We start from the raw sequence: 21,148 nt of genomic DNA, 5'->3' as shown, positions 1-21,148 counted from the left end.
CCGCCATGGACTTCAGCTTCGGTGAGGACGACGAGGCCTTCCGCCGCACCGCCCGCGCGTGGCTCGAGGACCATCCGTACGACAAGACCGGCGCCCGTGAGTGGGAGCGCGAGCTCGGGCGGGGCGGCTGGATCGGGATCGGCTGGGGGACCGAGGCGTACGGCAGCAGGACCGCCACACTGACCCAACAGGTCGTCTGGGCCGAGGAGTACGCCGGCACCGGCGCCCCTGCCCGTACCGGCCACATCGGGGAGAACCTGCTCGCCCCGACCCTCCTCGCCCACGGCAGCCGGGCGCAGCAGGACCGCTATCTGCCCGCCGTCGCCCGAGGCGAGGCGATCTGGTGCCAGGGCTACAGCGAACCGGACGCGGGATCCGACCTGGCCGGGATCCGAACCGTCGCGCGGCGTCACGGCGACACGTACCGGATCACCGGGCAGAAGATCTGGACCTCCCTGGCCCGCGACGCCGACCACTGCTTCGTCCTCGCCCGCACCGACCCGGCCGCCCGCCGTCACCACGGCCTCTCGTTCCTGCTCGTGCCCATGGACCAGCCCGGCCGGATCGAGGTGCGCCCCATCCGGCAGATGTCCGGCACGGCGGAGTTCAACGAGGTCTTCTTCGACGGCGCCCTCGCCGCGGACGTCGTCGGCGGCGAGGGCGACGGCTGGACCGTCGCCATGAGCCTGCTCGCCCTCGAGCGCGGTGTCTCCACGCTCGCCCAGCAGATCGGTTTCGAGGCCGAACTGCGGCGGGTGGTCCGCCTCGCCGAGGAGACGGGCGCGGTGAGCGACCCCGTGATCAGAGCGGGCCTCGTCCGTCTGTGGGCCGAACTGCGCACCATGCGCTGGAACGCCCTGCGCACTCTCGGCGGCGCCCATGACGACGGTGCGCCGAGCGTCGCCAAGCTGCTCTGGGGCGGCTGGCACCGGCGCCTCGGCGAACTCGCGTCGAGCGTGCGCGGCGCACGGGCCACCGTCGGCCCCGGCCCCTGGCAGCCCGACGCGTACGAACTCGACGAACTGCAGCGCCTGTTCCTCTTCTCCCGAGCCGACACCATCTACGGCGGCTCGGACGAGATCCAGCGCAACATCATCGCCGAGCGGGTGCTCGGCCTGCCGAAGGAGCCGCGGTGAAGGGTGTCGTGTTCGACGGGGAGCAGGTCCGGGTCGTCGACGATCTGGAGACACGCGATCCGGGGCCCGGCGAGGTCCTGGTCGAGGTCGCCGCCGCCGGGCTGTGCCACAGCGACCTGTCCGTCGTCGACGGGACGATCCCCTTCCCGGTACCGGTCGTCCTCGGCCACGAGGGCGCCGGTGTCGTCGCGGCGGTCGGACCGGGCGTCGGCCATGTCGCGCCCGGCGACCATGTCGCCCTCTCCACCCTCGCCAACTGCGGTGCCTGCGCGGACTGCGACCGGGGCCGCCCCACCATGTGCCGCCGGGCCATCGGCCGCCCCGGCCGCCCCTTCTCCCGTGCCGGAGCGCCGCTGTTCCAGTTCGCCTCCAACTCCGCCTTCGCCCGGCGCACGGTCGTCAGGGCCGTGCAGGCCGTGAAGATCCCCTCCGACATCCCCCTCACCTCCGCCGCGCTCATCGGCTGCGGTGTCCTGACCGGCGTCGGGGCCGTACTGAACCGGGCGGCGGTGGACCGCGGCGACACCGTCGTCGTCATCGGCACGGGCGGCATCGGGCTCAACGTCCTCCAGGGCGCCCGGCTCGCGGGCGCGTCGGCGATCGTCGCCGTCGACTCGAACCCGGCGAAGGAGGGCCCGGCCCGCCGCTTCGGCGCGACGGACTTCCTGCCCTCCGCCGACGGCGTACGGGACATCCTCCCCACCGGCGCCGACCATGTCTTCGAGTGCGTCGGCAGCACGGCGCTGATCCGCGCCGCGATCGACCTGCTCGACCGCCGCGGCCAGGCGCTCCTGCTGGGCATGGCGTCCCCGACGGCGGAGGCGTCGTTCCTGCCCGCGTCCCTCTTCCTGGACAAGTCGGTCCTCGGCTGCCGCTACGGGTCCTCCCGCCCGCAGCACGACATCGCGCTCTACGCCGACCTGTACCGCCGGGGGCTGCTCCTGCTCGACGAACTGGTCACCGCCACGTATCCCGTCGAGGACTTCGCCAAGGCGGCGGCCGACCTGAGGCACGGGCGGGTGGCGCGCGGAGTGCTCACGTTCTGACCGGTGGACGGGTCACACGGCCCGGGTCGCGAAGAGCTCCAGGTGCCCGCACCGCAGACACCGGTGGGCGTCGACCTGGAGGCGCTGCCGCCCGAGGCGTTTCGCCCCGCCGAAGGGGCCGCGCTCCAGCGGGCCGCGTATCCAGCGGGCGTACCCGTGCGAGCCCTCACCGGAGTCCTCCACGAAACCGGGCTCGAGCTCACCGGCTCCGCACTGTGTGCAGCGTATGGCGGTCACCGGGCAGAGTGTAGGCGCGCCGGGGAGCCGGCCGGTGTCAGGCCGGCCGCGTACCGCGGGCGTCGTCGCCGGGCACCGGACCGTCGGCGCGGCCCGATCCCGCACGGCCCGATCCCGCGCGGCCCGATCCCGCGCGGCCCGATCCCGCACGGCCCGATCCCGCGCGGAACGTACGCCGGTAGACGGTCGGAGGTACGCCGAGCACCGCCTGCAGGTGCTGGCGCATCGACTGGGCCGTGCCGAAGCCGGCGTCCTGTGCCACCTGGTCCACGGAAAGATCCGTGGACTCGAGCAGATGCCGGGCCCGTTCGACGCGCTGCTGGGTGAGCCACTGGCCGGGGCTGATGCCGACCTCCTCGCGGAAACGACGGGTGAAGGTGCGGACGGACATCGACTCGCGCTCGGCCAGGTCCCGCAGCTGCAGCGGCTCGTGGAGCCGGCCGAGGGCCCAGGCGCGGGCGGTCGTGGTGGTCGCCGCCCGCGGTTCTGGAACGGGCCGGTGGATGTACTGGGACTGCCCCCCGTCGCGATGCGGCGGCACGACGGTCCGGCGTGCGACATCGTTGGCGACGGCCGCGCCGTGGTCGCGCCGCACGATGTGCAGGCACAGGTCGAGGCCGGCCGCCACGCCGGCGGAGGTGAGCACGTCGCCGTCGTCGATGAACAGGACGTCCGCGTCGACCCGTACGGAGGGGAACAGCCGCTGGAAGTGCTCGGCGGACGACCAGTGGGTGGTGGCCGGGCGGCCGTCGAGGTAGCCGGCGGCGGCCAGCACGTACCCACCGGTGCAGATGGACACCATCCGTGTCCCGGGCCGGACGTGCGCGAGAGCGGCCTCCAGCTCCTCGGTGAGACGGCCCTCCTCGTAGACCGGTCCGAGCTCGTACGAGGCGGGGACGATGACGGTGTCCGCCGTGGCCAGTGCCTCCGGGCCGTGCGCGACGGTCACGTCGAAGTCGGCGTCGGTGCGGACCGGGCCGGGCCTGACCCCGCAGGTGAGGATCTCGTACAGCGCGTTGCCCGCGGTGTCCTTGGCACGACCGAAGATCCGGTGCGGAATGCCGAGCTCGAAGGGGAGCAGCCCGGTCAGCGCCAGGACCACCACGCGATGCCTCCGCGCACCACTGCTCTCGCTCATGGCCCGATCCTAGCGAATGCTGGCACTCGGGCCACTCGTGCCGGACCGGACGGCCCCAGGAAGCTTGTGACGTGCCCCAGACAACCGCGCCGCGCACCGGCTCCTCGCAGCCCCTCGTCCGACCTCCGCGTGTCCACCGCGCCTGGTTCGTCGCCGCCGTCACCTTCGTGACGATCATCGGCGCCGCGGCCTTCGCCTCGCTGCCGGGTCTGCTGATCGAGCCGCTGCACTCGGAGTTCAAGTGGTCGCGCGGCATGATCGGCTTCGCCGTCTCGGTCAACCTCGCGCTGTACGGACTCACCGCCCCCTTCGCCGCCGCCCTGATGGACCGCTACGGAATCCGCCGGGTCGTCGCCGTCGCGCTGAGCGTGATCTCGGTCGGCTCCGTGCTGACCGTGTGGATGACCGCGCCGTGGCAGCTGGTCCTCTACTGGGGCGTCCTCGTCGGCCTGGGTTCCGGCTCGATGGCGCTCGCGTTCGCGGCCACCGTCACCAACAGGTGGTTCGTGCAGCGCCGCGGCCTCGTCACGGGCATCCTCACCGCGGCCGGCGCGTCCGGTCAGCTCGTCTTCCTGCCGCTGCTGTCGTGGCTGGTCGAGAACCACGGCTGGCGGCCCGCCGCGATCACCGTCGCGCTCTCGGCGCTCGCCGTCGTCCCCTTCGTGTGGCTGCTGCTGCGCGACCACCCGGCGGACGTGGGCATCGCGGCGTACGGCGCGGAGGGCTTCACTCCCAAGCCCGACCCGGTGCCGGGCGCCGCCCGAAGGGCGCTCGCGGTCCTCTTCCGGGCCGCCCGTACCGGCCCGTTCTGGCTCCTCGCCGGCACCTTCGCGATCTGCGGCGCCTCGACGAACGGGTTGGTCAAGACCCACTTCGTACCCGCCGCCCACGACCACGGCATGCCCATCACCGCGGCCGCGTCACTGCTCGCCGTGATCGGCGTCTTCGACGTCGTCGGCACGATCGCGTCGGGGTGGTTCACCGACCGCTTCGAGGCGCGACGGCTCCTCGCGGTGTACTACGCGCTGCGCGGGGTGTCGCTCCTCTTCCTGCCGATGCTGCTCGCGCCGTCCGTCCAGCCACCGATGGTCTTCTTCATCGTCTTCTACGGCCTCGACTGGGTCGCCACCGTCCCGCCGACGATCGCGCTGTGCCGCGAGCACTACGGCGAGGACAGCGCGATCGTCTTCGGCTGGGTCCTCGCCTCCCACCAGGTCGGCGCGGCGGTGGTGGCCTTCGCGGGCGGTGTCGCCCGCGACGTCTTCGGCTCGTACGACATCGTCTGGTACGCCTCCGGAGCGCTGTGCGCGGCGGCGGCCCTGATGGCCCTGGTGATCCGCCGCAAGCCGCTGCCGAAGACGGCTCTGGCCCTCTAGTGACGGGAGAACCCGGCCAGGCGGGGCTTCCGTGTTCGCGCCGGGGCCGGGCGTCCGGCAGGTCCGACCGGCGGGTCGGCCGCCTGCCCGGATGGATCGTGATCAGGCCTCTGTAGTCTCGGGCGAGGCGTGCGGAAAATCCCGCGCCTCCCAGTGGCCGCGGCAGATCGCATTTCGAACGTCTGTACGTAACAATGGCGTTGGCGTCCCGCTCCCTGTTCGCCGGCTTCGATGTCCGTCGACGGCCGTGACGCGGGCCAGGCTGCCGCCCAGCTTCCTCACTGCATCAGGAGCCTCGTTGACCTCACACCCGGCCACCTCGCCCGCGGACGGCACGACCGTGCGTCGTCCGCGGGGTCCGGCCAACCCGCTGCCCGACTTCCGGCGCATCTTCCTCGAGCCCGTCTTCAGCGGGCCGGCCGCGGGAGAGGCCGGCGAGGAGGACTGGCAGGACGACGAACCGCAGGCCGCCGACGGTCGTCGCTGAGGCGGCACGCCACGGAGGGCGCAGCCCGCTGCACCGTCCGCCCGTGTGCGGAGGCCGGTCCGCGCCTATCGGGCGGCCCCGCCGCGGCGGACCTCGACCATGAAGCAGCCGAACTCCACGGCCCGGACGTGCACGAGCGCCACCGCCGGGTCCTCGAACACGTCCCGCAGGGCGTCGTCCACCTCGGCGGCACGCTCCTCGGGGATCTCGATCAGCGTCCCGCCGAGGATGTGTCCGTCGGTGTCGTAGGCGCGCAACACCCGGCGGGCACCGTGCAGTTCGCCCGGATACTCGGTCCCGGATGTGGGTCCGTCGCACTCCTCGGCGTGCACGAACACCGGTCCGCACTCCTCGTACGCCCCCGGCCGGGCACCCACCTCCGCCGCCCAGCGGCGCAGTGGCGCGTACGACACGAGGACGATGCGCTCCCCGACCTCGCTGCGGCGCAGACAGCAGCGCAGCGCCTCGCCGCCTTCCGGATCGGTGAACGGCTCCCGGGTGAAACCGGCGTCGTCGCGCTCACGCAGCTGCTTCAGTACGACCGGGGCGATGGCCCGGGTCTCGTGTGTTGTCGGCATGCCTCCACAGTGCGCGGGGCCGCCGCCCGATGCCGGCGGGATCCGGACGCCGACTACGCCCGAGGGGCCGCGGCGAAGCGGTCAAAGCCGGCGGCACGGGGAGTGAAACCGAGTGCGCCGTGCTCGCCGAGCGCCGAACGCAGTCCGGCCGCCACGTCGGCGTCCGGCTCGCCGAACACCTCGAAGTGCTCCACCCGGCAATGCTCCATGACCTCCTGGATGTAGGGGTCCGCGAGCTTCCAGTGCAGACGGACCGCGTCGGAGTCCCGGTAGAGCTGGAAGCTGTGCGCGAGCATCCGCTCCTCGTCCACGAATGTCTGCACCATCAGCTGTGGCCCGTGCTGCTCCGCGAAGTCCACCGCCCTTGCGATGGCTTCGCGGAAGCCCTCCAGATGGCCGTCGGTGATGCGCATGGTGTTGCGGAACAGCAGGGTTTCGTCGTTTCCGGTCATGGCTCCATCGTGGAACCTCAGCCACGCTTGAGGTCAAGCGCGGACCCCAAAGGGCACTCAGCGCCGGTTCTCCTCCCGGTGTTCACCGAGTTCCTCGAACCGCCGGATCCCTCCGAACCGCCCTCGGTGGAACAGCAGCGGCGCGCCGTCCCCTTCGCAGCCCAGTGCCTCGACGCGCCCCACCACGATGAGGTGGTCGCCGCCGGTGTGCACGGCCTGGATCGTGCAGTCGATCCACGCGGGCACCCCGTCGAGCAGCGGCGCCCCCGTCGCGGGAGCCGGCCGGTGTGCGACGCCCGCGAACTTGTCCGCCCCGCTCACCGCGAAGCCCCGGCACAACTCGCCCTGCTCCTCGCCGAGCACATTGACGCAGAAGCCCCCGGCCCTGGCGATCCGGGGCCATGTCGTGGACGTGCGCCCCACCATGAAGACGACGAGCGGCGGGTCGAGCGACAGCGACGCGAACGACTGGCACGCGAATCCGGCCGGCCCCTCCTCGTCGACGGCGGTCACGACGGTCACCCCGCTCGCGAACCGCCCGAGCACCCGCCGGAACTCGTCCCTGCCCACAGGCACCCGCTCGTCCTCCCCGACCGCCCGCAGCCCGGGCGCGGGCAACGCCTCGTACGGCCCGACGGTGGGCGCGCCGACGGCGCGGAGATAGCGAACGGCGGTGGCGGCCATGGCCGCGTGTCCCATCACATCAACCATTGAACCTGACGCTCCATCAGATCGGAAGCCCGCGGCCCGCGCCGGCCCCTCAGCGGCCCCGGAACTCCGGGGCGCGGCGCTCCACGAAACTCGCCACGCCCTCCTGGGCGTCCGTCGTCGCCATGTTCAGCTCCTGGGCCATGGCCTCCGCCGCGAAGGACGTCGTACGGTCGGTGTCGAGGGACGTGTTCACCAGGTGCTTGGTCAGGGCGAGCGCACGGGTCGGGCCCGCAGCGAGGCGGGCGGACCACTCCAGGGCCGTCTTCTCCAGCTCGGCAGCGGGGACGACCCGGTTGACGAGACCCAGGCGGGCCGCCTCCTCCGCCGGCAGGGCGTCGCCGAAGAACAACAGCTCCTTGGCGCGCTGCGGGCCGATCAGGCGGGGCAGGAGGTACGCACCGCCGCCGTCGGGCACCAGTCCCCGCCGTACGAACACCTCGATGAAGCGCGCGTCCTCCGCCGCCAGGACCAGGTCGCAGGCGAAGGCCAGGTGCGCCCCGATGCCCGCCGCCGTGCCGTTGACCGCCGCGATCACCGGCTTCTCGCAGTCGAGTACGGCCCCGATCAGGCGCTGCGCGCCGAGCCGGATCGTGCGCGAGACGTCCCCCGGCGCAGGGGCGGTGCCGGACGCGGTGCCCGAGGCGGTGCCGGCGGCCGGGGCGCCGCGCAGGTCGGCGCCCGCGCAGAAGCCCCGGCCGGTCGCGGTGAGAACGACGGCGCGGACCGCCGGGTCGGACGAGGCGGTGGCGAGCAGGTCGATGATTCGCTCCCGCTGGTCCCATGTCACCGCGTTCATTGCCTCGGGGCGGTTGAGCGTGATCCAGGAGACGGACCGCGCGACCCGGTGCAGGACGGTCGCGGTCACCGGCACACCGCCAGGGCGTCCAGCGCCACCGCGCCCTGTCCGCGTGGCAGCACCATCAGCGGATTGATGTCCAGTTCCGAGAGCTGGTCGCCGAGTTCGAGTGCCATCCGCTGCACCCGCAGCACGACTTCGACGAGTGCGTCTACGTCCACCGGTGGTCCGCCGCGTACGCCGTCCAGCAGCGCGCGGCCGCGCAGTTCGCCGAGCATGTCCCGCGCCTGGGCCTCGCCGAACGGCGGGACGCGTACGGCGGTGTCGCGCAGCACCTCCACCAGTACGCCGCCGAGTCCCACGGTCACCGTCGGGCCGAACAGTTCGTCCTGTGCGACCCCGACGACCATCTCGACACCGCGCTCGACCATCTGGCACACCAGCACACCGTCGAGGTCGACCTCCTCGTAGCGGGCGATGTCGGTGAGTTCGCGGTAGGTGTCGCGCACCTGGCTCGCGGAGGTGAGGCCCACCTTGACCAGGCCCAGCTCGGTCTTGTGCGCGAGCTGCGGCGCCGACGCCTTCATCACGACCGGGTACCCGACCTGGGCCGCCGCCCGTACCGCCGCGGCCGCGCTGGTCACCAACTGCTCGCGCGGCACCCGGATCCCGTACGCGCGCAGCAGGCTCTTCGCCGCGTGTTCGCTCAGCTGCCTGCCGGGCTGCATCAGTGCCTGCGCCTTGCGGAAGGACGGGGACGGGGTGCGCGGGGCGTCGTCGAAGGGGGAGCGGTAGTGGGCCGTGAACCGGTGGTGGGACAGGTGGGCCCGCACGGCCGCGATGCAGTTGGCGAAGGTGCGGAAGGTGGCGACCCGCGAGGAACCGAGAAGCGTGTCCCGGTAGGCGGACTCGGTGCCGACCGGTGAGCCCCACACGACGCACACCAGCTTGTCCGTGCTCTCGGCCGCGTCGACCAGGTCCTGCGCGAGCCTGTCGCTCATCGGCGGGAAGGGCCCGGTGATCGGGCAGATCAGCACGCCCACGTCCGGGTCGGCCAGGATCGAGTCGATGATCTTCCGGCCCCGCCAGTCGCCCACCGGGTGGCCGCCGTTGTCGACCGGGTTCGCGACGTTCAGGTACGGCGGTATCCACTGGTGCAGTTCCGTCTGCCGGGCGTCGCTCAGCCGCGGCAGTCGCAGGCCCGCCGCGGTCGCCAGGTCCGCGAAGTGCGCGCCCGTACCGCCGGAGATCGAGTAGACGGCCACTCCCTCCGCGACCGGCGGGCGCGCCCGGGCCAGCAGGGCCGCGGTGTCCTGGAGTTCGTCGAGCCCGTCGACACGGATCACCCCGAACTGCCGCATCGCCGCGTCCACGACCCGGTCGCTGCCGGTCAGCTTGCCGGTGTGCGAGGCGGCCGTGCGGGCCCCGGTGTCGGTGCGGCCGACCTTGACGGCGACGACGGGCACGCCGCGCCGGGCGGCCCGGTCGGCGGCGAGCAGGAAGGAACGCCCGTCCTTCAGGCCCTCCACGTAGCAGGCGATGGCCCCCACCTCGGGGCGCTCGGCGAAGTACGAGATGAAGTCGGCGGTCTCGAGATCGGCCTCGTTGCCGGTGGGCGCCCAGTGGGAGAGCCGTACCCCCAGCTCCTGCATGGTGAAGACGGGCCGCCCCTGGTGCCCGGACTGGGTGATGAGCGCGATCGCCGGTCCTTCGAGGTCCTCGCGGAACTCCTCGAAGGCGTTCAGGTTCGTGTTGGGGCCGAGCAGCCGGACACCGGAGCGTTCCACGGCCGCGGCGAGCCGGTCCTGGGCGGCGGCCCCCTCCTCGCCGGTCTCCGCGTAGCCGGAGGCGAAGGCCACGGCGAACCGCACCTTCGCCTCGCCGAGTTGTGCGATCAGCGGCAGCGGGTCGCCGACCAGCAGTACGGCGAGATCCACCGGCTCCGGCAGATCGGCGACGGAGGGCACACAGTCGAGGCCGAAGACGGACGTACGGGTGGGATGCACGGGGTGCAGTCGGGCGCCGACGCGGGCCGCCCAGTCCACGAGCTGCCGCGTGATGCCGGTGTTGGGGCGGCCCTCTGTGTCGGAAGCGCCGACGACGGCGACCGAGTTGGGGCGGAAGAACCGGTCCAGGTCGGGTACCGGCGCGTACAGGGGGCGGCCGCCGACGTCGAGGTCACCGGCGGACACGGCGGTGCCGGCCGCTTCGTGGACGGCGCTTCTGGGCTGGTCGCCGCAGGCGACGACGCGCGCGCGGAGGTCGGAGGTGAGGGTGCCGTGAGTTGATCCGAGCATCGCTGGTCCCCGCTCCCGGTCGATGGCCGAGCTGCCGGCCAGTTAACTGACGCCTAGTCAGATTAGCGAACTGACCGGTAGTCAGGAACCGTCGGGCGCAAAGCGGGCTCGTTCCGGTGGGGCCCGTTCCGGCGGGGGTGCGCTCGGGCCGGGCCCGTTCCGGCGGGGCGCGTTCTCAGGCGAGTCTCCTCGCGATCTTCCTGGCGTCGATCGCCATTTCGCGGAGCATCCCGCTGATCGGGTTGGTGAAGCCGGTGAAGTACAGACCGGGCGCCTGTTCGGGCGACCGGCCGCCGTGGACGATTGGCCGGCCGCGCTCGTCGAGCACTCCGAGGTGCCCGACCAGATCCTCCAGCGCCCGCCGGTAGCCGGTCGCCGCGATCACGGTGTCCGGCGAGATCCGGGTGCCGTCCGCCAGCACCGCCAAGTCGTCGTCGAAGGACTCCAGGGCCGCGACGGGCTCGACCCGGCCCGAGCGCACGGCCTCGATCAGACCCACGTCCTGCACCGGGACCGCGCCCTCCTTGACGCGGGAGTACAGGCCCGTGTCGGGGCGGGGCAGGCCGTGCTCGGTCAGATCCGGGACGGCGATCCGGCACATGAGGTCGCCGGCCCTGTCCACCAGCCGTACCGGCAGCCGGCGGACCAGGATGCCGGTGCGCTGTGCCGGCCAGCCCGCAGTGGAGCGGCGCACGATGTGGGGGACGGTGCGTATCGCCAGCCGTACCCGTGCCGCGCCGCCCTCCACCAGGTCGACGGCGATCTCCGCGCCGGTGTTGCCCACGCCGACGACGAGTACGTCCTTGCCCGCGTAGGGGGCCGGACTGCGGTACTCGGAGGCGTGCAGCAACTCCCCCCGGTACGTGTCGTGGCCGGGCCAGTCCGGCAGTCGCGGGGTGTGGTTGTGGCCGGTGGCCACCACGACCGCGCGTCCGGTCAGCCGGCGGCCGCCCGTGGCGTGCAGCAGCCAGTCGCCGTCGGCCGGCTCGATGCGGTACACCTCGACGCCGGTGACGATCTCCAGCTCGTGGTGCTCGGCGTACTTCTCCAGGTAGCGGACGACGTCGTCGCGCGAGACCCAGCGCCCGAACGAGCGCGGCATCGGCAGACCCGGGAGCGCGGAGAGCCTGCGGGTGGTGTGCAGATGGAGCCGGTCGTAGTGCCGCCGCCAGGACGCGCCGACCGACTCGGACCTCTCGAGCACGACAGCCCGTACGCCCCGCTCCCGCAGTGCGGCAGCGGCGGCGAGACCGCCGGGCCCGCCGCCGACGACGTACACGGGCCGGTCGTTCGTCCGGTCCGTGCCGGGGTATCTGTGACTGTCCTTTTCGTCGGCCATGGGCGTGATCGTAATGACCCGCCGACTTGATGGGTCTCAGTCAAGACGGGGTTCGGTTGCGAATCGGTCACGAACGCCGCCCCCTTGTGCCCGGCGCGCACATCCGCTGAACTGGCGTAAAGAACTGACGCGCCGTCAGAAATGCGTGGGAGGGGAGGTCCGGCACATGCGGACGATGTTGCTCACCGGCGCCGAATGGGCCGCCGTTCTGCGGATCGGCCTCGGCCTGTGGTGGCTGGAGAGCTGGCGCCACAAGGACAGGAAGGGCTGGTTCGAGCGGGGTACGGGCATCACCTGGGCGGCCGGCGTGGCCGCGGAGCACCGGTGGCGGGTGGTCCGCACCGGCTTCGAGACGATCGTGGCGCCACGGCCGAAGGTGATGGCGTACGTCGTCGTGTACGCCGAGCTCGCCCTCGGGCTGGGGCTGGTCGGCGGCCTGCTCACGCCGGTCGCACTGGTCGGCGGCCTGCTGCTCAACCTGCTCTACCTGGTCCTCATGATCCACGACTGGGCCGAGCAGGGGCAGAACGCCATGATGGCCCTGATCTCGTTCGTCGCCCTGTTCGCCATGTCCTGGCAGGCGTGGTCGCTCGACAACGCGATCGGGCTCTTCCTGTGACCGGCGACCCGGCGCCCCCGAGCGCGTCATCCCCGAGCGGGCCACTCCCGAGCCCGGGCCCCCCGAGCGCGTCGTCCCCGAGCCCGGGTCCCCCGAGTCCGAGCCCGGGCCCCCCGAGTTCGTCGCGCCCGACCGCGGCGACGCCCGGCATCGACGACTTCACCCGCCCCTACTGGGACGCCGCCGCCGAGGGGGAGCTCCTGATCCGCCGCTGCGGCGCGTGCGGCAGGCCGCACCACTACCCGCGCGAGTTCTGCCCGCACTGCTGGAGCGAGGACGTCGTCTGGGAGCGGGCGTGCGGCCGCGCCACGCTCTACACCTGGTCCGTCGTCCACCGCAACGACCTGCCGCCGTGCCGCGACCGCGTCCCGTACACGGCGGCGCTCGTGGAGCTGGCGGAAGGCCCGCGGATGATGACGGAGGTGGTGGACTGCCCACCGGGCCGGCTGGCCGTCGGGATGGATCTGGAGGCCGCCTTCCGTACGGGGGAGGACGGCGTGACCGTCCCGGTCTTCCGCCCCCTCGCCCGGGTTCACGGCCAGAGCAGCTCCCGCTCCCAGCCGCCACCGGCCGAGCGCCGGTAGCGAAGTCTCAGGTGCCGGCGCCGCTCGTCGCCCTGGAAGAACTCGACCTCGCCGGGCTCGAGCACGTACAGCGTCCACGTCGGCACCGGGGCGTCCGGCTCCGTCCGTGCCCGCTCCCACGCGGCCTGCGAGGCACGCTCCAACTCGTCCGCCGAGGAGAGCACTTCGCTCTGCCGCCCGGTGAGTGCGGCCGCCAGCGCTCCTGTGGAGCGGGCGCCGAGATCGGCCCGGCTCTCCTTCGGCGTGGCGGACTCCACCTTCCCCCGCACCCTGACCTGTCGTCCCTGCGCCGCCCAGTAGAAGACCAGTGACGCCTCCGGCCGGGCGGCGAGCTGCCGGCCCTTCGCGCTCGTGGCGTGCGACGCGAAGTGCCAGCCGCGTTCGTCGGCGTCGTGGAGCATCACGATCCGCGCGTCCGGACGCCCCGCCGCGTCCACCGTCGAAAGCGTCATGGTGTGCGGCTCCGTCTGCCCGGCCGCCACCGCCTCGCCGAACCAGCGGTGGAACAGCGGCAGCGGCTCCCCGGGTGCGGCGGCGGGATCGAACGGGGGCAGACGGACGTCCCAGACCCGCTGTGAGTGCAGCAGTGCGCGGAAGGCGGCCTGGGGGTCGCGCTCTTCGTGGTCCATGGGCGTATTCAACCGTCCCGGTCCCCGGAGGGGGAGCGTCAGCCGCGCCCCAGGACCACCGTCCCCGACGAGCAGAACCAGCCGCCCGTCCCCGACGCGACCGCGAGCTCGGGCAGCCGCCCGTCCGCCCGGCGCACCTGGTGGCCGCCTGCCTCGCCCCGGAGCTGGCGTACGGCCTCGACCAGGAGGAACAGGCCGCGCATGCCGGGGTGAGCGGCGGACAGACCACCGCCGTCGGTGTTCACCGGCAGCTCGCCGTCGCGCAGCAGCCGTCCCTTCTCCACGAACGCGCCGCCTTCCCCCTTGCCGCAGAACCCGAGGTCCTCCAGCGTCACCAGGGTCATGTAGGTGAAGGCGTCGTAGATCTCGGCGATGTCGATCTCGTCGGGCCGCACACCGGCCCGCTCGAACGCGAGGCGGCCGCTCACCGCCGCCGGGGAGACGGTGAAGTCGGACCACTGCGACATGGTGGTGTGGGAGACGTGCTCGCCGGTGCCGAGGATCCACACCGGGGCCTTCGCGGTGTCCGGTACGTACTCCTCGGCCGCGAGCAGCACCGCACAGCCGCCGTCGCTGCGGATGCAGCAGTGCAGCTTGGTGAACGGGTCCGCGATCAGCGGCCCGTCCAGTACGTCGTCGACGGTGATCGGGTCGCGGAACATGGCGTCCGGGTTCGCCGCGGCGTTCGCCCGCGCCTGCACCGCGACCTGGGCGAGCTGCTCCAGTGTCGTCCCGTATTCGTACATGTGGCGGCGTGCGGCCATCGCGTACTTGGCGACGAGCGTGTGACCGTACGGGACCTCGAACTGGAGCGGGCCACGGGTGCCGAACGAGAGGTCGGAGGTGCGCCGTCCCGCTCTGATGTCCGCGCGGGCGGTCGACCCGTAGACGAGCAGCACCGCGCCCGCGTGCCCCGCGGCGATGGCGTCGGCCGCGTGCGCCGCCATGACCTCCCAGGTGGCGCCGCCGACGGCCGTGGAATCCACCCAGATCGGCCGGATGCCCAGGTAATCGGCGACCTCGACCGGTGCGAGGGTGCCGAGGCCGGCCGAGCAGAGGCCGTCGACGACGCCTCTGTCGAGGCCGGAGTCGGCGAGCGCCCGGCGGGCCGCCTGGGCGTGGAGCGCGTAGGAGGTGGGGCCGTCGACGCGGCCGCAGTCTGAGAGGGCTGTGCCGACGACGGCGACCTTGCGCGGTGTGGAGGGCATGAATCTGACGGTACATCAGAAACGGATCCGGGCGGGAGTCGCCGGCCGGCGTGGGCGCCGGGCGGTGGACGACCCGAAGTCGTCGCGTGTCTGTGCATCCGGCCTGCCCGCGTCTAATATGACGGCCCGTCAGATCGCCTTGGGGCGAACGTGACGACCGAGGAGGAGCCGCGCATGGACGCCGCCTTCACCGCCGAGCAGGACGGGATCCGCCGCACCCTGCGCGACGTGCTGACCAGACACGCGGGCCCCGCCGAGTCCGCGGCCGCCGCCCGCACCCCGGAGGGGTACGACACCGAGCTGTGGGCCCGCCTCGCCGGCCGGCTCGGCCTGGCCGGCCTCGCGCTTCCGGCGGACTTCGGGGGCGCGGGCTGCACCCTCACCGAACTCGCCCTCGCCTGCGAGGAGACCGGCCGGGTCCTGCTGCCGTCGCCCCTGCTCGCCACGGCCGGCCTCGCCGCACCCCTGATCACCGCGCTCGGCAGCCCCGAGCAGCGCGCCGCACTCCTGCCCCGCATCGCCGACTCCTCGCTGACCTGCGCACTCGCCGTACCCGGCAGCCTCGCCGACGCTCTCGGGCTGACCGGGGACAACGCGGCGGGCGAATGGGCCGGCGGCGGCCGGGCGGGCGGCATCCAGGCACGCCGGGCCGGTGACGGCTGGACCCTGTACGGAGAGGCCCCCCAGGTGCTCGACGGCCACAGCGCCCGGCTGCTGCTCGTCGCCGCGCACACCGGCGGCTTCCCGCGCAGCCGGGCCCTGCTCTTCCGGGTCGAGGCCGACGCCCCCGGCCTCACCCGCACCCGGCTGACGGCACTCGACGAGACCCGCCCGCAGGCGCGGCTGCAGCTCCGTGACTGCCCCGCCCTGCTGCTGGGTGCCGACGCCGCGGCCGACGACCCCGCGGCCGTCCCCGCCGCCCTCGCCGCGACCGGATCCGGTGCCGCCGTACTCCTCGCGGCGGAAGCGACGGGAGCAGCCGCGGGCGCGCTGTCGAGGACCCTGGAACATGTCAGGGCCCGTGAGCAGTTCGGCCGTCCGATCGGTTCCTTCCAAGCCGTCAAACACCGCCTCGCCGACCTGTACGTCCGTGTCCAGGCGGCCCGCTCCGCCGCCTACTACGCGGCCTGGGACCGGGCCGCGGGCCCGCTGGCGCTCGCACAGGCACTGGAGGCGCTGCGCACCGTCGCGGGCGAGGCGATCCAACTGCACGGCGGCATCGGCTTCACCTGGGAACACGAGGCGCACCTCTACTTCAAACGGGCCGCCGCCGACGAACTCCTCCTCGGACCCGTCCACCGGCTCCGCGACGCGGCGGCGGAACGGGCCGGGCTCTTCACTCCGAACGGGGCCGACAGGACCGGCAGGACCGGCAGGGCCGGCAGAACCGGCAGGACCGGCGGTGCCGATCGGACCGGCGGTGCCGATCGGGCCGGCGGCGCCGGCGGGGCGGCGGCCTGATGTCCACGGCCCTCCGCCTGATCCAGCGGATCTCGTCCACCCGGGCCTTCGCGAAGGCCGCACCGCACGTCATCCCGGCGATGGACCGCGCGGTCCACCGGCTGACCGGCGGAAAGGTGCTGCCGAGCGCGCGGATGCTGCCCGGCCTCGTCCTCACCGTCCGCGGCGCGAGGACCGGCATGCCGAGGTCGACACCACTCGCCTGCCTGCCGGAGGAATCCGGCGGCTGGCTCCTGATCGGCTCCAACTTCGGCCGCCCCGCGCACCCGTCCTGGACGGCGAACCTGATCGCGCGACCCGATGCGGAGGTGAGCTGGAAGGGCGTGACGATCCCGGTCCGCGCCACGCTCCTCACGGGCGCGGCGCGTACGGAGGCCTGGCGGTCGGCCCTGCGCTTCTGGCCCCCGTACGAGACCTACCAGGCACGCGTCGACCGGGAGATCCGCGTGTTCCGCCTGGTCCGCCGCGACGTCAGTGGCGCCTGAACCTGCCGTGCCGCGTCGGCGCCTCCGGCTCCGGCCCCTCGTCGTACTGCTGCGGATACGGCGCCGTGTCCCTGTCCCTGTCCCGGTGCCGGCCCCGGTAGGGGACCGGTCCGCTCGGATCCCGCCCGTACGGGCCCCAGTCGTCCTCCGGCACATGACCCGGAGGCTCCTCGTCGTACGGTTCCTCACGCCTGCGGCGCAGCGCGCGCCGGCCGCTCATCAGCGCGGCGGCCAGCAGCAGGAGCACGCCGCCGCCGAGGGCGAGGGCCACGCCCAGACCGAGGCCGTTGCCGTCACCGCCCGCCGTCAGACTCCCGGCGTCCTGGCCCTGGCGGACCATCCACAAGATCGTGAACCCCAGAACGAGCACGCCGGCGAGCGCCACGAGCAGCCGGGACCGCAGCAGGAGACCGACCAGCGTCACCAGTGCGGCGAAGACCATGGGGAGGAGCAGGGAGGTGACCAGTCCCCCGTCGTCCGCCGTGATGCCTCCGAAGAGGTCCTGGACGCGGTAGTCGCGCCCGTGACGGCCGTCGTACCAGTCACGGAAGGGGCTCCATACGGCGGCCGTCGCTCCGATGAGAGCGAGGATCGAGCCGATGACATTACGGATCATCGCCGGGCCTCCTTGTGTCAGCCACGAGGTCGTGACACGCACTCTCGTGTTCACGACGCTACGCCGGGGGCGGGTACCCCGCCATCGCCGCACGGAACACACCTCCGCGGTCCCCCTGGCCCGGTGCGGGCCCCGACCTGCGCCGCCGGGCGGCCCACCCGCCCCGCCGTGCCGGGGCCCGCCCGGACCGCCCCCGGCTGCCGACGTGCCGACGACGTGTGCGGGTGTTCACCAGCTGATGGCGGCCGCCACCGGCAGGTGGTCGCTGCCGGTCTCCGGCAGCAGCCACGAGCTCCGCGGTTCCACGCCGCGGACCAGGATCTGGTCGATCCGCGCGACCGGGAACTTCGCCGGCCAGCTGAAGCCGAAGCCCTTCCCGGCCGTGTCCTGGGCCGAGCGCAGCTGTGCGGTGATGCCGTCGAACGCGCCGTCGTCCATGGTGCCGTTCAGGTCTCCGAGCAGCACCACCCGCTCGTTCCGCTCCGCGGCGAGGGCCTCGCCGAGCGCTTGGGCGTTCCTGTCCCGCGAGTCCGTCCAGAAGCCCCCCCCGGGGTTCAGCCGTACGGATCCCAGGTGGGCCACGTACACCGCCAGCGGTCCGTGGTCCGTGGCGACCGTGGTGCGCAGCGCCCGGTTGTCGGCCAGCTTGACCTCGGCCGGCTTGCTGTCCCCCAGCGGTCCGACGTCCTGCCTGATGTCGACCGGCCGGGTGTCCGACAGGGGCAGCCTGCTCCACAGTCCGACCGTGCCCTGCACCGAGTGGTAGGGGTACGCCTTCGCCAGCTCCTTCTCGTACGTGCCGCGGGCCCGGTGGGTGATCTCCTCCAGTGCCAGCACGTCCGCACCCGACGCGGCCAGGGCGCGGGCGGTGCCGGCCGGATCGGGGTTCTCTGCCCCGACGTTGTGGCTGACCACCGTCAGGTCACCGCCCGACCGGGACCTGTCGCCGAGCAGCCCGCCGAAGAGGTTCAGCCACACCGTGGCCGGCAGCAGCAGCGCGACCAGCGCGGGCGCCGACCGGTGCCACAGCGCGGCGGCGAGCAGCACCGGGACGAACAGGCCGAACCACGGCAGGAAGGTCTCCACCAGGCTGCCGAGGCCACCGCGGTCGGTGATCCGCGCGTGCAGCAGCATGAGCAGCCCCAGCACGAGCGCGGCCGCCGCGAGCACCGGGCCACGCCTCCACAGCCCCGGCCCGGAGCGGGCGCGGATCGCCCGGTGCATGACCGCATGCCAGGTCGCGCCGGTACCGGCCGCCGCCGGGGCGCCGGCTCCGGTGCCCGGCGCATCGGTGCCCGGCGCATCGGTGTCCGCCCGGCCGTGCCGTCCGGTCTCCGCCGTGTCCACCCGCGTCATCGTCCGTCCTCGCTCACTGCTGTTCACTGCCGCATCCTCGGGTCGTGTGTGGGGTCGGCGTACATCCGGGGGCAGCCACGGTCGATCGCGTCGGCGCGGAGTTCGTAGTGCCAGGGTTCGTTCCGGTAGATCTGGCACAGCCCGTACCCGGCGCCGTGCTCGGCCAGCCACCGCGTCGCGTCGGAGCCCCCGATGTCGACCGCGTCCCCCGACACATGGGGAGACGTCGCCGCGGTGGCCACCCACCGGCCGGCCTCCTCCTCGGACCCGTACCTCGAGACCGCCTCGCGAAGAAGCCGGTTCTGGTAGTCCGGGGAACGCCAGCCGCTGTTGACGTCGAACTCGACTCCGTCGACGGCGGCGTCCCCTGCCGCCCGGCGGAGGGCCCGGATCAGACCGGGATCGAGGTTGGCCACGGCGGGAATCGCTTCGTCGAAGACCGTCGCTCCGTCGGGGACGACACCGTCCGCCTCGCCCACGGCCTCAGGAGGCTCCCTCCCGGGCGCGAACGAGGGCGCCGCGTCGGAGGGGCGCGAGGGCGATGCAGAGGGGGCGGGAGGCGCGGAGGAGGGGCGGGGTGAAGAAGGCAGTGACGACGACCGGGACGAGGACTCCGGCGCCTGGTGGAAGAGGACCGTCGCGGTGATCACCGCCGTGGCGACCGTCAGGCCGACGGCAAGCAGCCGCCGCACCCGGCGGGGCGTGGTCCGTGCCGATGCTGGGGCTCGAGTCATGCCGCCAGTGAAGGCAGCGCGATGTTGCCGGCACGTATGCGGTTTTCGATACGCCGACGATATGCGCCCACTCGTAGCCTTGAGGACATGCGTGTCTTGATCGTCGAGGACGAGCCCTACATGGCGGAAGCCATCCGCGACGGCCTGCGTCTGGAAGCGATCGCGGCCGACATCGCCGGTGACGGCGACACCGCACTGGAACTGCTCGGCTTCAACACCTACGACATCGCCGTCCTCGACCGCGACATCCCCGGACCGTCAGGTGACGAGATCGCCGGACGCATCGTCGCCTCCGGCAGCGGCATGCCGATCCTCATGCTCACCGCGGCCGACCGTCTCGACGACAAGGCCTCCGGGTTCGAACTCGGCGCCGACGACTACCTCACCAAACCGTTCGAGCTCCGGGAACTCGTCATGCGGCTGCGGGCGCTCGACCGCAGGCGCGCACACAACAGGCCGCCCGTGCGGGAGATCGCCGGGCTGCGTCTCGATCCGTTCCGCCGCGAGGTCTACCGCGACGACCGCTACGTCGCGCTCACCCGTAAGCAGTTCGCCGTGCTCGAAGTCCTCGCCGCCGCGGAAGGAGGTGTCGTCAGTGCCGAAGAACTCCTGGAACGCGCGTGGGACGAGAACGCCGACCCGTTCACCAACGCCGTACGCATCACGGTCTCGGCCCTGCGCAAGCGCCTCGGTGAACCCTGGCTGATCGCCACCGTGCCGGGTGTCGGCTACCGCATCGACACGGCTCCCGGCACCGGACGTGAGCGAGGGGACCGTGGATAGGCCGCCGGGTCCGAGCGTTCGCCTCAGACTCACCCTCAGCTACACCGGATTCCTCATGCTGGCCGGCGTCCTGATGCTCGTCGCCGGGTGGTTGTTCCTGACCCGTGTGACGCACGTCGGGCTCGTCTTCCCGCCCGACTACCGTCTCTCCGTGGCACGCGACTTCGCGCCGATGGCGGGCGTCACGATGTTGTTCCTGCTGGTGTTCGGCCTCGTGGGAGGGTGGTTCCTCGCCGGCCGCATGCTCGCCCCGCTGAACCGCATCACGCACGCCACCCGCATGGCCGCGAACGGATCACTCTCGCACCGCATCCGGCTGCCGGGCCGCGAGGACGAGTTCCGCGAACTCGCCGACGCCTTCGACACGATGCTCGTACGGCTCGAAACACACGTCGCCGAGCAGCGGAGATTCGCGACCAACGCCTCTCACGAGCTGCGCACGCCACTGGCGATCTCGAAGTCGCTCCTCGACGTGGCCCGCAGCGATCCGGACCACGACACCGGCGAACTCCTCGACCGCCTCCACGCCGTGAACACCCGAGCCATCGACCTCACCGAGGCACTGCTCCTGCTCAGCCGCGCCGAGCAGAGGTCCTTCACCCGGGAACACGTCGACCTGTCCCTGATGGCGGAGGAAGCCGCGGAAACACTCCTCCCCCTCGCGGAGAAGAACGGCGTGACCCTCGAAACCGGCGGCGACATCGCTCCCACGACCGGATCGCCGGCGCTCCTGCTCCAGCTGACCACGAACCTCGTGCAGAACGCGATCGTCCACAACCTGCGGGAAAACGGCAGCGTACGCGTCCACACCGGCGTCCGTCGCGACACCGTGGTCCTCACCGTCGAGAACACCGGCGAGCGGCTCTCCCCGCAGCTGGTACCGACCCTCACCGAACCCTTCCAGCGGGGCACCGAGCGCGTGCACACCGACCACGCGGGTGTCGGCCTGGGGCTGGCCATCGTCAGGACCATCACCCGGGCGCACGACGGGACACTCACGCTCGCCCCGCGCCCCGCCGGCGGGATGCGCGTCACGGTGGAACTGCCCGCGACGCCCCCGTACGCCGGAAGGTGAGGACT

At 72.8% G+C, this 21,148-nt stretch carries 23 protein-coding genes; 10 read left to right on the top strand and 13 right to left on the bottom strand.

Annotated elements, in window-relative coordinates:
- The first annotated feature begins 5 nt into the window (after positions 1–5).
- Together ACFYV1_RS18985 and ACFYV1_RS18980 are read left to right on the top strand one after the other, a co-directional pair.
- On the top strand, positions 6–1,136 hold the full coding sequence (locus tag ACFYV1_RS18985; RefSeq protein WP_389396645.1) for an acyl-CoA dehydrogenase family protein: 1,131 nt from the start codon (positions 6–8) through the stop codon (positions 1,134–1,136).
- Positions 1,133–2,182: a Zn-dependent alcohol dehydrogenase gene (locus tag ACFYV1_RS18980; protein ID WP_389396644.1), complete on the top strand. Its 1,050-nt coding sequence runs from the start codon at positions 1,133–1,135 to the stop codon at positions 2,180–2,182. The genes ACFYV1_RS18985 and ACFYV1_RS18980 overlap by 4 nt, the downstream gene beginning before the upstream one ends.
- Before the next feature lie 12 nt (positions 2,183–2,194).
- Here ACFYV1_RS18980 and ACFYV1_RS18975 read toward each other — a convergent pair whose 3' ends face one another.
- A complete protein-coding gene (locus ACFYV1_RS18975) occupies positions 2,195–2,419 on the bottom strand; it encodes a hypothetical protein (protein ID WP_389396643.1) in 225 nt (74 codons plus the stop codon).
- Between the two features lie 37 nt (positions 2,420–2,456).
- Entirely contained in the window at positions 2,457–3,557 is a 1,101-nt protein-coding gene (locus tag ACFYV1_RS18970) for a GlxA family transcriptional regulator (protein WP_389396642.1), read from the bottom strand.
- Between the two features lie 71 nt (positions 3,558–3,628).
- Here ACFYV1_RS18970 and ACFYV1_RS18965 point away from each other — a divergent pair, with 71 nt between their 5' ends.
- Positions 3,629–4,933 carry an MFS transporter gene (locus ACFYV1_RS18965; protein WP_389396641.1) on the top strand — a complete coding sequence of 435 codons (1,305 nt, stop codon included), beginning with the start codon at positions 3,629–3,631 and terminating at the stop codon, positions 4,931–4,933.
- 298 nt (positions 4,934–5,231) lie between these two features.
- On the top strand, positions 5,232–5,420 hold the full coding sequence (locus tag ACFYV1_RS18960) for a hypothetical protein (RefSeq protein ID WP_389396640.1): 189 nt from the start codon (positions 5,232–5,234) through the stop codon (positions 5,418–5,420).
- Positions 5,421–5,485: 65 nt separating this feature from the next.
- On the opposite strand, the gene ACFYV1_RS18955 is transcribed toward ACFYV1_RS18960, so the two are convergent.
- The 6 genes from ACFYV1_RS18955 to ACFYV1_RS18930 all read right to left on the bottom strand — a co-directional run bounded on the left by ACFYV1_RS18955 (position 5,486) and on the right by ACFYV1_RS18930 (position 11,593).
- Positions 5,486–5,998 carry a DUF1203 domain-containing protein gene (locus tag ACFYV1_RS18955; RefSeq protein WP_389396639.1) on the bottom strand — a complete coding sequence of 171 codons (513 nt, stop codon included), beginning with the start codon at positions 5,996–5,998 and terminating at the stop codon, positions 5,486–5,488.
- A 53-nt stretch (positions 5,999–6,051) separates the two neighbouring features.
- Entirely contained in the window at positions 6,052–6,450 is a 399-nt protein-coding gene (locus ACFYV1_RS18950; RefSeq protein WP_389396638.1) for a hypothetical protein, read from the bottom strand.
- A gap of 57 nt (positions 6,451–6,507) precedes the next feature.
- On the bottom strand, positions 6,508–7,134 hold the full coding sequence (locus ACFYV1_RS18945) for a flavin reductase family protein (RefSeq protein ID WP_389396899.1): 627 nt from the start codon (positions 7,132–7,134) through the stop codon (positions 6,508–6,510).
- Between the two features lie 76 nt (positions 7,135–7,210).
- Positions 7,211–8,032: an enoyl-CoA hydratase/isomerase family protein gene (locus ACFYV1_RS18940; RefSeq protein WP_389396637.1), complete on the bottom strand. Its 822-nt coding sequence runs from the start codon at positions 8,030–8,032 to the stop codon at positions 7,211–7,213.
- The gene (locus tag ACFYV1_RS18935) at positions 8,023–10,254 is read right to left on the bottom strand and encodes an acetate--CoA ligase family protein (RefSeq protein ID WP_389396636.1); all 2,232 of its coding nucleotides are present in this window, start codon (positions 10,252–10,254) and stop codon (positions 8,023–8,025) included. The genes ACFYV1_RS18940 and ACFYV1_RS18935 overlap by 10 nt, the downstream gene beginning before the upstream one ends.
- A 175-nt stretch (positions 10,255–10,429) precedes the next feature.
- A complete protein-coding gene (locus ACFYV1_RS18930) occupies positions 10,430–11,593 on the bottom strand; it encodes a flavin-containing monooxygenase (RefSeq protein ID WP_389396635.1) in 1,164 nt (387 codons plus the stop codon).
- Between the two features lie 166 nt (positions 11,594–11,759).
- Here ACFYV1_RS18930 and ACFYV1_RS18925 point away from each other — a divergent pair, with 166 nt between their 5' ends.
- Positions 11,760–12,212, top strand: coding sequence for a DoxX family protein (locus tag ACFYV1_RS18925; protein WP_389396634.1), 453 nt, complete (start codon positions 11,760–11,762; stop codon positions 12,210–12,212).
- Between the two features lie 149 nt (positions 12,213–12,361).
- On the top strand, positions 12,362–12,796 hold the full coding sequence (locus ACFYV1_RS18920; RefSeq protein ID WP_389396898.1) for a Zn-ribbon domain-containing OB-fold protein: 435 nt from the start codon (positions 12,362–12,364) through the stop codon (positions 12,794–12,796).
- Here the strand turns inward: ACFYV1_RS18920 and ACFYV1_RS18915 are convergent.
- Together ACFYV1_RS18915 and ACFYV1_RS18910 are read right to left on the bottom strand one after the other, a co-directional pair.
- Positions 12,745–13,425, bottom strand: a complete 681-nt coding sequence (locus ACFYV1_RS18915; RefSeq protein ID WP_389396633.1) for a pyridoxal 5'-phosphate synthase — start codon at positions 13,423–13,425, stop codon at positions 12,745–12,747. The genes ACFYV1_RS18920 and ACFYV1_RS18915 overlap by 52 nt on opposite strands.
- 38 nt (positions 13,426–13,463) lie before the next feature.
- Positions 13,464–14,633 (bottom strand): acetyl-CoA acetyltransferase, encoded by a 1,170-nt coding sequence (locus tag ACFYV1_RS18910; protein WP_389396632.1) that lies wholly within the window; start codon positions 14,631–14,633, stop codon positions 13,464–13,466.
- Positions 14,634–14,807: 174 nt separating this feature from the next.
- On the opposite strand from ACFYV1_RS18910, the gene ACFYV1_RS18905 reads away from it, so the two are divergent.
- Together ACFYV1_RS18905 and ACFYV1_RS18900 are read left to right on the top strand one after the other, a co-directional pair.
- A complete protein-coding gene (locus ACFYV1_RS18905) occupies positions 14,808–16,094 on the top strand; it encodes an acyl-CoA dehydrogenase family protein (RefSeq protein WP_389396631.1) in 1,287 nt (428 codons plus the stop codon).
- Positions 16,094–16,579, top strand: coding sequence for a nitroreductase family deazaflavin-dependent oxidoreductase (locus tag ACFYV1_RS18900; protein WP_389396630.1), 486 nt, complete (start codon positions 16,094–16,096; stop codon positions 16,577–16,579). The genes ACFYV1_RS18905 and ACFYV1_RS18900 overlap by 1 nt, the downstream gene beginning before the upstream one ends.
- On the opposite strand, the gene ACFYV1_RS18895 is transcribed toward ACFYV1_RS18900, so the two are convergent.
- The 3 genes from ACFYV1_RS18895 to ACFYV1_RS18885 form a co-directional block, all read right to left on the bottom strand.
- Complete coding sequence (locus tag ACFYV1_RS18895; RefSeq protein WP_389396629.1) at positions 16,566–17,195, bottom strand: hypothetical protein; 630 nt, start codon at positions 17,193–17,195, stop codon at positions 16,566–16,568. The two genes, ACFYV1_RS18900 and ACFYV1_RS18895, sit on opposite strands and share 14 nt — an antisense overlap.
- Positions 17,196–17,423: 228 nt before the next feature.
- On the bottom strand, positions 17,424–18,419 hold the full coding sequence (locus ACFYV1_RS18890) for an endonuclease/exonuclease/phosphatase family protein (RefSeq protein WP_389396897.1): 996 nt from the start codon (positions 18,417–18,419) through the stop codon (positions 17,424–17,426).
- Between the two features lie 155 nt (positions 18,420–18,574).
- Positions 18,575–19,285, bottom strand: a complete 711-nt coding sequence (locus ACFYV1_RS18885; protein ID WP_389396628.1) for a M15 family metallopeptidase — start codon at positions 19,283–19,285, stop codon at positions 18,575–18,577.
- Positions 19,286–19,372: 87 nt separating this feature from the next.
- On the opposite strand from ACFYV1_RS18885, the gene ACFYV1_RS18880 reads away from it, so the two are divergent.
- Together ACFYV1_RS18880 and ACFYV1_RS18875 are read left to right on the top strand one after the other, a co-directional pair.
- Entirely contained in the window at positions 19,373–20,068 is a 696-nt protein-coding gene (locus ACFYV1_RS18880; protein ID WP_389396627.1) for a response regulator transcription factor, read from the top strand.
- Complete coding sequence (locus ACFYV1_RS18875; RefSeq protein ID WP_389396626.1) at positions 20,061–21,143, top strand: sensor histidine kinase; 1,083 nt, start codon at positions 20,061–20,063, stop codon at positions 21,141–21,143. The genes ACFYV1_RS18880 and ACFYV1_RS18875 overlap by 8 nt, the downstream gene beginning before the upstream one ends.
- The last annotated feature ends 5 nt before the right edge of the window (positions 21,144–21,148 follow it).

Origin of the sequence: Streptomyces sp. NPDC003023, from assembly GCF_042888225.1 — a bacterium.
GTDB lineage: Bacteria > Actinomycetota > Actinomycetes > Streptomycetales > Streptomycetaceae > Streptomyces.
Note: the sequence above shows the minus strand (reverse complement) of the source record. Positions and strands in the feature narration are given on the sequence as shown.